This window comes from Pseudomonas sp. HP_01 (assembly GCF_055284355.1).
The window spans coordinates 1-13816 of sequence record NZ_JBTOPV010000053.1 but is presented as its reverse complement, the minus strand read 5'-3'; the positions used below and the strand labels follow the sequence as shown (position 1 = coordinate 13816).

The 13816-nt window shown below is 62.7% G+C and carries 11 protein-coding genes; 2 read left to right on the top strand and 9 right to left on the bottom strand.

From position 1 onward, the window contains the following. Positions 1–108: 108 nt before the first annotated feature. The 9 genes from ACYAR8_RS21670 to rloA form a co-directional block, all read right to left on the bottom strand. Positions 109–843, bottom strand: coding sequence for a phosphoadenylyl-sulfate reductase (locus tag ACYAR8_RS21670; RefSeq protein WP_463581024.1), 735 nt, complete (start codon positions 841–843; stop codon positions 109–111). 541 nt (positions 844–1384) lie between these two features. Then, positions 1385–2728, bottom strand: coding sequence for an aminodeoxychorismate synthase component I (pabB, locus tag ACYAR8_RS21665; protein ID WP_463581023.1), 1344 nt, complete (start codon positions 2726–2728; stop codon positions 1385–1387). Between the two features lie 61 nt (positions 2729–2789). Beyond that, a complete protein-coding gene (locus ACYAR8_RS21660) occupies positions 2790–3872 on the bottom strand; it encodes an ABC transporter substrate-binding protein (protein WP_463581022.1) in 1083 nt (360 codons plus the stop codon). Next, positions 3869–5980, bottom strand: coding sequence for a TonB-dependent receptor (locus ACYAR8_RS21655; RefSeq protein WP_463581021.1), 2112 nt, complete (start codon positions 5978–5980; stop codon positions 3869–3871). Before ACYAR8_RS21655 ends, ACYAR8_RS21660 begins: the two co-directional genes overlap by 4 nt. Continuing rightward, on the bottom strand, positions 5977–6753 hold the full coding sequence (locus ACYAR8_RS21650; protein WP_463581020.1) for an ABC transporter ATP-binding protein: 777 nt from the start codon (positions 6751–6753) through the stop codon (positions 5977–5979). The genes ACYAR8_RS21655 and ACYAR8_RS21650 overlap by 4 nt, the downstream gene beginning before the upstream one ends. Beyond that, positions 6750–7769, bottom strand: coding sequence for a FecCD family ABC transporter permease (locus tag ACYAR8_RS21645; protein ID WP_463581019.1), 1020 nt, complete (start codon positions 7767–7769; stop codon positions 6750–6752). Before ACYAR8_RS21645 ends, ACYAR8_RS21650 begins: the two co-directional genes overlap by 4 nt. A 952-nt stretch (positions 7770–8721) precedes the next feature. Next, positions 8722–9690, bottom strand: coding sequence for an alpha-L-glutamate ligase-like protein (locus tag ACYAR8_RS21640; protein WP_463581025.1), 969 nt, complete (start codon positions 9688–9690; stop codon positions 8722–8724). Then, entirely contained in the window at positions 9690–11240 is a 1551-nt protein-coding gene (gene rloB, locus ACYAR8_RS21635) for an osmotic stress tolerance membrane protein RloB (RefSeq protein WP_074887109.1), read from the bottom strand. Before rloB ends, ACYAR8_RS21640 begins: the two co-directional genes overlap by 1 nt. Positions 11241–11244: 4 nt before the next feature. Continuing rightward, positions 11245–11823, bottom strand: coding sequence for a retropepsin-like aspartic peptidase RloA (gene rloA / locus ACYAR8_RS21630; protein ID WP_463581018.1), 579 nt, complete (start codon positions 11821–11823; stop codon positions 11245–11247). A gap of 293 nt (positions 11824–12116) precedes the next feature. Between rloA and ACYAR8_RS21625 the strand changes: the two genes are divergently transcribed. Both ACYAR8_RS21625 and prpB read left to right on the top strand, forming a co-directional pair. Continuing rightward, positions 12117–12824 carry a GntR family transcriptional regulator gene (locus tag ACYAR8_RS21625; protein WP_074887115.1) on the top strand — a complete coding sequence of 236 codons (708 nt, stop codon included), beginning with the start codon at positions 12117–12119 and terminating at the stop codon, positions 12822–12824. Next, positions 12821–13711 (top strand): methylisocitrate lyase, encoded by an 891-nt coding sequence (gene prpB / locus ACYAR8_RS21620; protein WP_463581017.1) that lies wholly within the window; start codon positions 12821–12823, stop codon positions 13709–13711. The genes ACYAR8_RS21625 and prpB overlap by 4 nt, the downstream gene beginning before the upstream one ends. The last annotated feature ends 105 nt before the right edge of the window (positions 13712–13816 follow it).

Genomic DNA, 13816 nt, shown 5'->3' with positions numbered 1-13816 from the left:
AACCGTGTTGTTGGGGGCGGCCGCCGGGGGGCCCGGCCCCCGGGCTTTGGGGTGTCGGCCCCCCCCCCCCCGCCACCCCCCCCACTCCTACAAGGTTGCGATCTGCTCTCAGGCCTTCGCGATCATATTCCCGGCATGCAGCCCGCATTCCTTCTGCGTCGCTTCTTCCCACCACCAGCGGCCTTCGCGTTCGTGCTGATTCGGCAGGACAGGGCGTGTGCAGGGCTCGCAGCCGATGCTGATGAAGCCGCGCTCGTGCAGGGCGTTAAACGGCAGTTCGAGCATGCGGATGTAGTTCCACACATCGGCGCTGCTCATCTGGGCCAGCGGGTTGAATTTGTACAGCGTGCGTTCCGGAGTCGAGAACGCGCCGTCGATTTCAACCACGGCCACGTTATTGCGCGTGCTCGGGCTCTGATCACGACGCTGGCCGGTGGCCCAAGAGGTAACGCCGGACAGCTTGCGGCGCAACGGCTCGATCTTGCGGATCCCGCAGCACTCGCCGTGGCCGTCGCGGTAGAAGCTGAACAAGCCCTTTTCCTTGACCATTGGCTCGAGCTTTTCGCGGTCCGGGCTGACGATGTCGATGTCGATTTTGTACTGCTCGCGGACCTGATCAATGAAGCGATAGGTCTCCGGGTGCAGCCGGCCGGTGTCCAGGCTGAACACCTTGACGTTCTTGTTGATTTTCCAGGCCATGTCCACCAGCACCACGTCTTCCGCGCCGCTGAAGGAAATCCACAGGTCGTCGCCAAAGTGCTGGAAGGCGAATTTGAGGATGTCGGACGGGGATTTGTTGGCAAAAGTGGCGGCGATGTCGTCAACGTCGAAAGGGTGGTTCATCTGGGCGGCTTCCTGATCAGGGCTGGCGCTTAGGCGCTCGTAATGGCGCAGATGGTAACAAAAAACGTCGGGGCGTTTGGCTGAAAGCGGGGGATTGGGTTGGGCTTGGAGCTTGGCAGTTGGCGCAGAGGGCGGATCAGCGGGCGGCGCTGATATCCCGGCTGACCCCATAACCTGTAGGAGCGCGCTTGCCCGCGAAGACGTCGGCAAGTTCAACACCGTATTCACCTGACACACCGCGTTTCGCGGGCAAGCGCGCTCCTACAGACCGTATTCCGCCGAATTTGCGGGGTGGATCCCAGCGACTTTTCACGCGTTAGAAATACTGATTTGCGATAGCGGCAGCGCGGTTAGCCAAACCTCACCGACACACCCTGATCCATAGGAGCCGGCTTGCTGGCGAACGCGGTGGGTCAGAACCGGGGGGGCGACTGACGAAACCGGTTCGCTAGCAAGCCGGCTCCTACGGGGCTGCGAGTGCTCACGTGTGATGGAACCACCCCAGACCCAACGATTTGCGTCAGTGAGCGGGACCTGCCACTCACAACCCCTCAAGCGTCTGCATCAACACCCGAACTTTGGTGAAGGTCTCCTGATATTCCGCTTCCCACTGCGAATCAGCGACGATGCCGCCGCCGCCCCAGCACGCCATCTGGCCGTCTTTTGCCAGTAGGCTGCGGATGGCGATTGAACTGTCCATGCTGCCGCGCACGTCCAGGTACATCAACGAGCCGCAATACAGCGCCCTCCGAGTGGGCTCCAGTTCGTCAATGATCTGCATCGCGCGGATCTTCGGCGCGCCGGTGATCGACCCACCGGGAAAACTGCCGCCAATCAGGTCCAGCGCGTCCTTGCCGTCGGCCAGTTCGCCCGTCACCGCGCTGACCAAATGATGCACGTTGGGATAGCTTTCCAGGCTGAACAACTCCGGCACGCTCACCGAACCGATCCGGCAGGTGCGGCCCAGATCGTTGCGCAGCAGGTCAACGATCATCAGGTTCTCGGCGCGATCTTTCGGGCTCGAAAGCAGCTCCTGAGCAAACGCGGCGTCCTCATCGGCATCCCGTCCCCGCGGCCGCGTGCCTTTGATCGGCCGTGTCTCGACCTGACGCTGACTGACTTTGACAAACCGCTCCGGCGACAGGCTCAACACCGCATCGCCCGCTGGCAGCGCAAGATACCCGGCGAACGGCGTGGGGCAGGCCACCCGCAGTGCTTGATACGCTGCCCACGGATCACCGAGGTACTGCGCACGAAAGCGCTGGGCGAAATTGACCTGATAACAGTCACCGGCCTGGATGTAGGCGTGAATCCCCTCGATGGCCTGCTGGTACTGCTCGGCATCGATGTCCGGCGCGAAGGGCGCTGTCAGCTTGAACGAGGCGTCCGCTTGCGCCCCCGGTTGCTCGAACAGCGCGATCAGCCGCTGGCGTTCGGCGTGGTCAAGGGACGGGTGAAACACCAACTGGCTGGTGCGCTCGTGGTGATCGCTGATCAGCGCCCAGGCGTACAGCCCCAGCCGCGCCGAGGGCAGGTACAAGTCATCAATGGCTTGATCGGGCAGGGGCTCGAACAGACGACCGAAGTCGTACGCCAGATAACCGATCAATCCGCCAGCGAACGGCAGCGCGCAGTCCTCTGGCAGATCGGCTTCACCGAGGCGGGCCAGTGATTCACGCAGGCGCTGAAGAAAGGCCGGACCGGATTCGTCCGCAACGGGCAGCAGGGCTTCCATCGGCCAGGCGCTGAGCAGATCGAAGCGGCCACGGTCCGCCGTCGGGCGACCGCTGTCCAGCAGCACGGCGCCCGGGGCAACGCGCACGCGGGCGAAGTAACCGCTGGGGTCAGCGTGATAGGGCAGTGGGTGTACGGAACAAGTTGGCATGCGAGGCGTGGATCAGTCAGTGCACGAGGACGGCGATTGTAGTCTTCCCCAAGGTCGAGTCCTAGGGGGCAGTCGCTGGCGGCTCACCGTGCAAAATTCTCTGGGCATCTTCGGGCGTCAGCGGGTAATCGAAAAAGCGCCGGTAGAAGTCCACCGTCTGTGCCGCGATGTCCACGTCCGTAAACAACGCGGGATGCAACTGCTGCGCCGCCCACGGGACCTGAAGCGCCACTTCGGTGCCGTACCGATCCCAGGGGAAAACCCCGGCCGGATTGCGCAGGACGCGTCCGTTGCGCACGGCCTCAAGCTGATTCAGCAGTTGCGCTTGTGCCGCTTGGTCCAGCCGGCCTGCGTTCGCTGCGAGGATGAGGACATCCGGCTGCCAGGCCAGCAACTGCTCGGCCGACACAATCTGCAGATTGCCCTTGAGCCCCGTCGCGGCATTGCGGCCTCCGGCGAGCTTGATCCAGTCGTCGATCAAGGTATTGGTGCCGTCCACTTTCAGCGGATTGACCGACGCGATGTGCAGCACTTTCGGCCGCTGCTCCGCCGGGATGCCGGCCACAACGTCATTGACCGATGCCAGTTGCTGATCCAGAAACCCGTTGTAGGCGAGGGCCCGCGTGCGTGGCTCGGCACCGCCAAGGGCCTCGGCCGTGTTGAGCATCGAGCGTTTCAGCCCGGCAAGGTCGGTGTAGCCCATCTGCATGACCGGCAGGCCAAGCTGTCTGTAGGCAATGGCCTGCCGGTCGCCGAGGGCAGTGAACACCAGCTCGACGTGCCCGGCCAGCAGGGTCTCGGCATTGAAACCCGTACCTTCGATGGCCGTGGCCTGGTTCAGGGCGGGAAGGACCTTGAACATCCATGGTTGGCTTTCAGGATGGTTGACCGTCGCAACGATGCGCGAGCCGGCGCCCAGCGTCATCAGCAGTACGTGATCGGCATACCAGCCATCGGCGATCCGCGCGGGTGCTGCCGGGACGTTGACCTGTTGTCCGCCATCGTCCTGCACCTGCCTCGATTTCAGCGGGCTGGCCTGAATGGTCTGGCCCTCGTCGCCCGGGTCAGCGAAGGCGCTGGCACTCAAGCTGGCCAGCAGCAAACCGCTCAGCAAACGGCCCATGCCGACTCGCTGCGTGTTCACAGGTCCACCTGAATCGACGCCTGCACCATGCGCGGCGCGGCCGGTGTGGCGCTGGCTTGCCCGGCACCGGTGTAGCCGTTCAGCCCGCCGGGGACGATGTTGGTCCAGTAGCGTTCGTTGGCCAGGTTGGTGACTTCGAGGCGGTAGACCGTGTCGCGCTTCATCAACCGGGTGCTGTAGCTGGCGCCGGCGTCGAAGGTCTTGTAGCTGCCCACCCAGTGATCGTTGCTGTCGTCGGTGGGGCGGGCGCTGGCGTAACGGGCGTTGAGGTTGACGGCGAGGCCCGGCACCTGGTCGATGCGGTATTCGGTCAGCAGACTTGCCGTCACCCGCGACAGCCCGACGATCCGGGTGTCTTCCGTGCTGTCGTTGCCGGTGGACAGCAGCTTCGGGTCCAGCCAAGTGATGCCGCCGAACATCTTGAGGTTTTGGCTCAGGTCGCCGTCGGCGAGGAATTCCACCCCGCGATTGCGTTGATCACCCGCCACGGCATAGAGGTTATCGGGCTGGGTGTAGGCGAAGGGGCGTTTGATCTGAAATGCCGCCAGCGACAGGTTGACCCCGCGCGCGACCCATTTGCCGCCCAGCTCCCACATGCGGCTGCGGTACGGTGACAGGATCGCCCCGGCGTTGCTGCTGCCAGCCGCGGCGCTGTCGCCCTGTTGCAGGCTGTCGGCGTAGGTCAGGTACAACGTCAGGTCGTCGACCGGTTTGTACATCACGCTGCTGGCCGTGCTGATGCCCGAGTCCTGCGATGAGGTGTGGACGCCGGCTTGAGAATAGTTGTCGGCGGTCAGGCGACTCTGGCTGCCGCTGAGCATCAGGCTCCATTTCGGCGTGAACGTCAGGGTGTCGCCCAGCACGAACGAGCGCTGGCGGGCGTTGGCCGAGTGGTAGCGGTCGGTGAAATCGGGGAAGTCCGGCCCGTCGAAGGCGATCGGGTTGTTCAATGACGCGGTGCCGAGGGTTTTCGTGCCGCCGGCCACGGGGTTGTAGTTGTCCCAGTCAAAACCGGTGACGCCGACGGTCAAATCATGGCGAATGCCGGCGGTGTAGACGCTGCCATTGAGGTTGGCCAGATAGCTGTTGATGGTAAAGCGGCTTGCAGTGGCGCTCGCCACCGAACTGCGATAGGTGCCGGCATTGTTGATCAGGGTGTTGGTCACTGCGGTGGATTCGCGGTCGGCGATCTGCCGCAGTGCGCCAATGTCGAGTTTCCAGTTGCCGTCGAAGTCGTGCTTGAAATGCGCGCTGGCGGTGTCCGTGGTGTTGTTGTCGCCGGAATAATTTTGCCCGAGATTGCTGCGGGTCGGGTCCGGCGCGTGGGGCAGCGTCACGCCCGAGGCGACGGCGAACTTGCCGGGCAGGCCCTTGGACAGGTAGTCGTAGTGGCTGAAATTGGTTTCGATGACGCTGTCATCACTGATCTGGAAATCGGTCGCGAGGCTGACAAGCTGCCTGCGCAATGTGCTGCCGGGCGCATAACTGTGGCCTTGTTCGTCGGCCACGTTCAGGCGGTATTTGATCTTGCCGTCCGGGTCGAACGGGCCGCTCAGGTCGGCTGCCTTGAGCCAGGTCAGCCCCGTGCCCACGCCGACGGTCACCCGATTGCGGGTGAAATCGGTCGGGCGTTTCGACAGCAGGTTGAAGGTGCCGGCGGGATTCGCCGGGCCATACAGCGACCCCGACAGCCCGCTCAGCACTTCGACGCCGCCCAGTTGCTCGGCCGGGTAATCGGTGGTCGACACCACGTTGAGGCCGTCGAGCCGGCTGTTCTGCACCACGCTGCCCTGCAGGCCCCGGGTTTGTGGCCGGGCGCCGTCGGCCTGCACGGAGGGCATGTAGCGAATGATGTCCTTGAAGCTTTTCAGCTGCTGGCTGTCGATCAGGTCGGAGGACAGCACGCTGATGGAATAGGGCGTGTCCAGCAGCCTGCGCTCACCCATGGGGCCGAGGGTCGCCGACTTCTCACGCGCCTGATCGGCAATCGACTGGTCGGCGCTGATGTCCAGCGGCGCGAGGGTCATTTCTTGCGCCAGGCTGACCTGAGCGAAGCCGCCAAACAACAGCGGTGCGAAGGCCAGGCGCGATGGGAAGGATCGGGTCATGTAAACACTCGGCAAGGAATAAAAAAGCGGTGGCCGCCGGTGTCGATCTGCTCGACGGCGACCTGGTAAAGACGCGCCATGAGGGCGCTGTCGATGACGTCGTGAGGCGCGCCGTCGGCGATGAGTCGGCCTTCGTGCAGGACCAGCGCGCGATCGGCCGAAGCGAGAGCGTGTTCGGGGCGATGGGTGCTGGACAGGAGGCTGATGCCTTGGGCGGCGAGGCGCTTGAGCAAGGCCAGCAGGCGCAGCTGGTGGCCGTAGTCGAGGCCGGTGACCGGCTCGTCGAGAATGATGATATTGGCGCGCTGGACCATGGCCCGGGCGATCAGCACCAACTGGCGCTCGCCGCCGGATAGCTCGGTGTACGGCCGTTCACTCAAGTGAAGAATGCCCAGGTCGGTCAGGGCCTGCTGGACATAGGTTTGGTCGTCGCGGCTCGGTGCATGGCTCAGGCCCACGGTGGGCAGTCGACCCTGGCCGACGATGTGAGCGACGCTGAACGGAAAGCTCGGCACGTGGCTCTGCGGCACGTAGGCGATCTGCCGGGCGACGGCGCGGCGCTTCATCGAGCCCATCGGCTGGCCGTCGATCAGCACCTCGCCGGCGTGGGGCCTCAGCAACCCCAGCAGCAGCCTCATCAACGTGCTTTTTCCGGCGCCGTTGGCCCCCAGCAGGGCGATGTTGTCGCCGGCTTTTATGTCCAGGCAGACATTGTCGAGGATCAAACGGTCGCCGATCCGATAGCTCAGTTGGCGGGCCTGCAAGCGCTTCATAGCCAGCCCTTGCGCACGCGATGCAGCACCAGCACAAAGGCGATCGCGCCGAACAGTTCGGTGATGATGCCGAGGGGGATTTCTCCCGCCGACACACTGCGAGCGACGCCGTCGGCCGCCAGCAGGAAGATCCCGCCGAGGCAGGCGCTGAGGGGCAGCAGACGCGTATTGCCGGGACCGACCATCAATCGCGCCAGGTGGGGAATCAAGAGGCCGATCCAGCCGACCATGCCTGCCAGACTCACAGTGAGTGCGCAGATGAGGGTGGTCAGCACAATCAGGGCTCCACGAATTTTCTCCACCGGCACGCCCAGGCTCAGGGCCTCGTCATCACTCAGGGACAGCGCATCGATGGCGCGGCCGGTCAGGCACAAGAGCACGATGGCCACGGCCAGAATCGGACCGATGATCCACAGCGCCTGCACGTCGACGGCGCTGAGGCTGCCGAGCAGCCAATAGACGATGCTCGGCAACTGATCCACCGGATCGGCCATGTATTGGGCAATGGACAGCAAGGAGGTGAAGAGGGCGTTCGCGACAATGCCGCCGAGCACCAGCAGCAGAATCGAGGGGGACTCAAACATATGGGCAATGCCCAGACCGACCGCCACGGCGGTCAGTCCGGTCATGCACGCGACCAGCGCAATCGCCAGGGGCGGCAGGTGCCAGATGATCCCCAACGCAGCGCCGAACGCGCAGCCGCTCAGCACCCCCAGCAAACCCGGCGACACCAGCGGATTGCGGAACACGCCCTGATACGCCGCGCCTGAGACGGAAAGCCCGGCGCCCACCAGCACCGCCGCGACGACCCGGGGCAGTCGCGCCTCAATGATCAGGCTGTGCAGCAGGTCGTAGCGCTGCGCCGGCATGTCGCTGAGGCACAGCAGGGTTGCGATGAACGTGCTGAGTTCGTGGATTGAAATCTCATAGCGACCCAATGACAGCGCGCAGAGGGCCGTCACGATCAACGCCAACAGGCTGAGCAACAGAGGGGTATACAGCTTGGAAGGGAACATCTGTTGCTCATTGTTTCGGTGTGTAAAAAACTATACAGCGATGGGCGAGGGTTCTCTAGGGACGGGATGCCGCATGGGGTGAATCTTCATCTAGCAGGGAGTAATGGGTGACGAGTTCGGCTCGGGTTTTGCGGAGTGACGCCTGACGTCTTCCCGGCTAAAGCCGGTCCCACAGTCGAGGTCCAGGCAGTCCCTCAGTCGGCGCTCCAACCGGTTCACTGACTGCGCGCGGTATCGAGTGGGACCGGCTTCAGCCGGGAAGAGGCCGGTATGATCGACATCAGATTTGCGGTGTAGCGCGTGACGTCTTCCCGGCTAAAACCTGTCCCACAGTCGAGGTCCAGGCAGTCCCTCAGTCGGCGTACCACCCGATTTCACTGCCTGCGCGCGGAATCTAGTGGGACCGGCTTCAGCCGGGAAGGGGCCGGTGTGATCGCCATCAGATTTGCGGTGTGACGCCTGACGTCTTCCCGGCTAAAGCCGGTCCCGCAGTCGAGGTCCAGGCAGTCCCTCAGTCGGCGTTCCACCCGGTTTCACTGACTGCGCGCGGTATCGAGTGGGACCGGCTTCAGTCGGGAAGGGGCCGGTGTGAACGCCATCAGATTTGCGGTGAAACGCCTGACGTCTTCCCGGCTAAAGCCGGTCCCACAGTCGAGGAACAGTCAGTCCCACAGTCGGCGTACCACCCGATTTCACTGCCAGCGCGCGGAATCTAGTGGGACCGGCTTCAGCCGGGAAGAGGCCGGTGTGAACGCCATCAGATTTGCGGAGTGACGCCTGACGTCTTCCCGGCTAAAGCCGGTCCCACAGTTGAGGTCCAGGCAGTCCCTCAGTCGGCATTTCAGCCAATTCCATTGACTGCACGCGGCATCTAGTAGGACTGGCTTCAGCCGGGAAGGGGCCGGTGTGAACGCCATCAGTTTATCGGCGAACACTGATCAATCGACAAACCTCAAACGTGCCCGAACAAGCCCTGAGCAAACTTGACCCGCTCTTCCGGGCTTTCCTGAATACCATCCGCTGCCAGCTCTTCGAGCCGCTTCTCCACGGCAACCGTGCGGTGAGTCAGCCCGCAGTCATTGGCGATCTGGATGTTCAGCCCCGGCCGCGCATTAAGCTCCAGAATCAACGGCCCGCGGTCCTGATCCAGCACCATGTCGACGCCGATATAACCCAGGCCGCACAGCTCGTAGCACTCTGCCGCGAGCTTCATGAAGCCGTCCCAATTCGGCAGTTGCACGCCATCCACCGCATTGGTGGTGTCGGGGTGCTTGCTGATGATGTTGTTCAGCCAGGTGCCGCGCAGCGTCAGGCCGGTCGCCAGATCGACGCCGACACCGATCGCGCCCTGGTGCAGGTTGGCCTTGCCGCCGGACTGCCGGGTGGGCAGGCGCAGCATGGCCATCACCGGGTACCCCATCAGCACGATCACGCGAATGTCCGGAACGCCCTCGTAACTGATGCTCTTGAAGATCTGATCCGGTGTGACCCGGTATTCGATCAGCGCGCGATCACGATGGCCGCCCAGGGAATACAGCCCGGTGAGAATGCTGGAAATCTGATGCTCGATTTCGTCGTGGCTGATGATGCGCCCGGAAATCGTACGGAAGCGCTCTTCGAAACGGTCGGCGATGACCAGAATGCCGTCGCCGCCCGCGCCCTTGGCGGGCTTGACGACGAAGTCGCTGCGACCGCCGATGATCGTCTCGAGCTTGTCGATTTCCTTTTCGGTGGAAATGATCCCGTACAGCTCGGGCACATGAATGCCCGCCGCGATCGCCCGCTCCTTGGTGATGATCTTGTCATCGACGATGGGGTAGAGGCTGCGCTTGTTGTACTTGAGCACGTAGTCGGCGTTACGCCGGTTGATGCCCATGATCCCCTTGGCTTCCAGCGCCTTCCAGGTTTTCCACCAGCCGATCATTTGTGGTTTTCCCGCTCGGCGTCTTCTTTAAGGAAGGCCTTGAAGCGGACCAGTTCGGTCAGCCGATAACCGCGATAACGCCCCATCGCCAGCATGAAGCCCACCAGGATCAACAGGATCGCCGGGAAGGTGAACACGAAGTAGATGAACTCCGGGATGCTCATGATGATGTGCGCCAGAGACGCCGCGAACAGCGTGCCGATGGCGACTTTCATCGCATGGCCGCCGCCGCGTTCTTCCCAGGTGATCGACAGGCGTTCGATGGTCATGGTCAGAATCACCATCGGGAACAGCGCCACCGAAAGCCCGCGCTCAAGGCCCAGCTTGTGGCTGAACAGGCTGATGGCGGCGATCAGTACCACCACGAACGTCAGCACCACCGACAGCCTCGGCAGCATTTGCAGCTTGAGGTGTTCCAGGTACGAGCGCAGGGACAGGCCCAGCGCGGTGATGATGGTAAACAGCACGATGCCGAAGCCCAGCTGGGTCTCGCGGAACGCCAGCGCGATCAGCACCGGGGTGAAGGTCCCGAGCGTCTGCAGGCCCACCAGATTGCGCAGGATCAGGATCACCAGGACGCCGATCGGGATCATTACCATGATCATGAAGGTCTGCTGGGTTTGCAGCGGCAAGCTGTACAGCGAGTATTCGAGGAAATCGGCGTCGGTGCTTTCATCGGTCAGCTTGGCCAGACGAATCGCGTTCATCTCGCTGTTGTTCAGGCTGAAACTCACGGTGGCCTTCTTGCCACCCTCAACGGAGATCAGATTGTCGTTGCCGATCCACCACAGCAGGCGGTCCTGGGGCAGACCCGCTTCGCCGGTTTCCGGATTGAAATACAGCCATTCCTTGCCATTGAAGCTGCGCAGCCACAGTTCGGGTGACTGCGGCTGGTCGGCCACAAGGCGAATGGTGTGGGCTTTCTCCACCGGCACGTGGGCGATGGACAGCAAGGTTTCGGTGATCCGTGCCTTGTTCTGCACTGACGTATCGCCAGCCAGCAGCAGCTTGACGTTGTCGTCGCTCAGATTGTTGACACGCTTGATGGCTTCGCTGACGAAGGTTTCAACGTCGGCAGAATGCTGCCGGATCGGCGCAAGCAGGGCGTCGGCGGCGATTTTTTCCGGGCCTTCGACGACGATACTGTCGCGGAAGATCGGCCCTTTGATCTTGGCTTTCTCGCCGCTGTAGCGCTTGGTCAACACCAGCCGGTAGTACAGCGTCTGGTTGCCGTTGGCCCGGCGCGCGGACCAGGTGACCTTGCGGTTACCGTCGGCGCGGTTGACGTTCACGCCATAGTTGTTGGAGATGAAGCTTTCATTGAGGCTGATGTAATCCCGCGAAAGAGGCGGCACGTACATCTGCACTTTGACCGTGTCCTTGGGGTTGGCGACGAACTCGACCTTGGCGTCGATGTTCCACAGGTCGTCGGTTTCGTCTTCGGTCACCGGGATGCCGAGCACCAATATCTGATAAGCCGTAATCGCGATACCCAGCGTGACGAGGGTCGCGATCAGGATCTTCAGATGGAGGGTAAGAGAGCGCATGTCGTTACTCTGCGGTTTGAGCATGGGTGACGCAGGCAGGCTTGCCGGCTGCGTATTTCAGGCTTGGATCAACCAGCGCATCGAAGTGCTTGAGGGCTTCGGAGCCAATCAAAAGCGGGTATTGGAATGCGCTGCGGTCGGTCAAGTTCACTTCTATGGTGCGCAACGCTGAGCCCATGCAGACATCCAGGCTGATGACCGGGCGAGCGGTGTATTTCTTGTCGTCGTCGGCGTCGATGTCGCCGGCGCGGCGCTTGATCTTGCTGACTCGGGCCAGGGGGCGTTCGATGGGATGTTCGTGGGCGTCGTCGATGGCCAGGTAAAAACGTACCCAGGAGTCGCCATTGCGCTTGAAGCGTTTGATGTCACGGGCGCTCAGGGAGGCAGTTTTGGCGCCGGTGTCCAGTTTGGCGGCGACCTGCAGGTCGATGTCCGCCAGCTCGGCGTATTCGTTCAGGCCATACACGGTCTTTTCAGCGGCCAGGGCCAGTCCGGGCAGAAAAAGCCCGGAAAGAAAAAGTCCGGGCAGAAAGAAGCCTGGCACGTACAGGGATAAAAGGAAGAGAAGAGGGTGGCGGCTCATAAGTCCAGGCGCGATAAAAAGTGAAAGAGCTGCTTTGACGTCGAAATGGGGATTTGGTTTGACCCAGGGTGCCGCTCCTGCAGAAGCCGCCTGCGCGCGTGGGCGGTCTGAGGCGGGCGGCATTCTAGCATGAAGCTTTTATGGCGCGAGCGAAGGGCGGCGGGGATACGTGCTGTCAGACACTTCGTCAAAATGGGTCGCTATTAGACGATTGTCGACAATCACCCATTTAGCTTTGACGGAACTGGCTTCTTTCGCTAAATTTGCTGGCATTCAGTCAATAGGTGTCAACAATGTTGGATGCCGCAGAAACCCTGCCTGCCCCGTCGGTCGATGCAGAGACGCTGTCCGAGAACGTCTTTCGCCGTATACAGGCGGCCATCGTCAAAGGCGACATCGCCCCCGGCAGCAAGATCTCCGAGCCCGAGCTGGCGCGCACCTACGGCATCAGCCGCGGGCCGTTGCGCGAGGCCATTCACCGGCTCGAAGGCCAGCGCCTGTTGGTGCGCGTTCCCCACGTTGGCGCTCGCGTGGTTTCCCTGAGCCATGCCGAGCTGGTCGAGCTGTACGAAATCCGCGAATCCCTGGAAGGCATGGCCTGTCGCCTGGCTGCCGAGCGCATGACGGTTGAAGAAGTCGATGACCTGCGCCGCGTGCTGGAAACTCACGAACGCGACAGCGCCTTTCAGGCCGGCGTCGGCTATTACCAGCAGGAAGGCGACTTCGACTTTCATTACCGGATTATCCAGGGCGCGCGCAACAGCACGCTGACCCAGATGCTCTGCGATGACCTCTATCAACTGGTGCGCATGTACCGCATCCAGTTCTCGACGACGCCCAATCGTCCGCGCCAGGCGTTCGCCGAGCATCACCGTATTCTCGATGCCATCGCCGAGCGTGACGGTGAGCTGGCCGAGCTGTTGATGCGCCGACACATCGCCGCGTCCAAACGCAACATTGAGCAGCGCTTTCAAGCTGCAACTGCCCGAGGTGAACAATGACCACAAGAACCACTCCTGGCCAACGCTTCCGTGACGCTGTCGCCAGCGAACATCCGCTGCAGGTGGTCGGCACGATTAACGCCAACCACGCGCTGCTGGCGCAACGGGCCGGCTTCAAGGCGATTTACCTGTCCGGCGGCGGTGTCGCGGCGGGTTCGCTCGGCGTGCCGGACCTCGGCATTACCGGCCTGGATGACGTGCTCACCGACGTACGCCGCATCACCGACGTCTGCGACCTGCCGCTCCTGGTAGACGTCGACACCGGTTTCGGTGCCTCGGCGTTCAACGTGGCGCGCACGGTGAAGTCGATGATCAAGTTTGGAGCAGCGGCGATGCACATCGAGGACCAGGTTGGCGCCAAGCGTTGCGGTCACCGGCCCGGCAAGGAAATTGTCTCGCAGCAGGAGATGGTCGATCGTATCAAGGCCGCGGTCGATGCGCGAACCGACGACAGTTTCGTGATCATGGCGCGCACCGATGCGCTGGCGGTGGAAGGCCTGGAATCAGCTCTGGATCGCGCCGCCGCGTGCATCGAGGCGGGTGCGGACATGGTCTTCCCGGAAGCAATCACCGAGCTTGATATGTACAAGTTGTTTGCTTCGCGGGTGAAGGCGCCAATCCTGGCGAACATCACCGAATTCGGCTCGACGCCGCTGTTTACCACCGACGAGCTGAAGTCCGCCGAGGTGGCGCTGGTGCTCTATCCGCTGTCGGCGTTCCGGGCGATGAACAAGGCCGCGGAAAACGTATACACCGCGATTCGCCGCGACGGCACCCAGAAGAATGTCATCGACACCATGCAAACCCGGATGGAGTTGTACGAGCGCATCGACTACCACGCGTTCGAGCAGAAGCTCGATGCATTGTTTGCCCAAAAGAAAGGCTGATCACGGCCCATTGCAGGAGCGGGGGGGGGGGGGGGGGGGGGGGGGGGGGGGGGGGGGCGCAAGGGAGCGAGGGCCGGCCAGAACGGGGAGCAGCCGCCCGCAGGA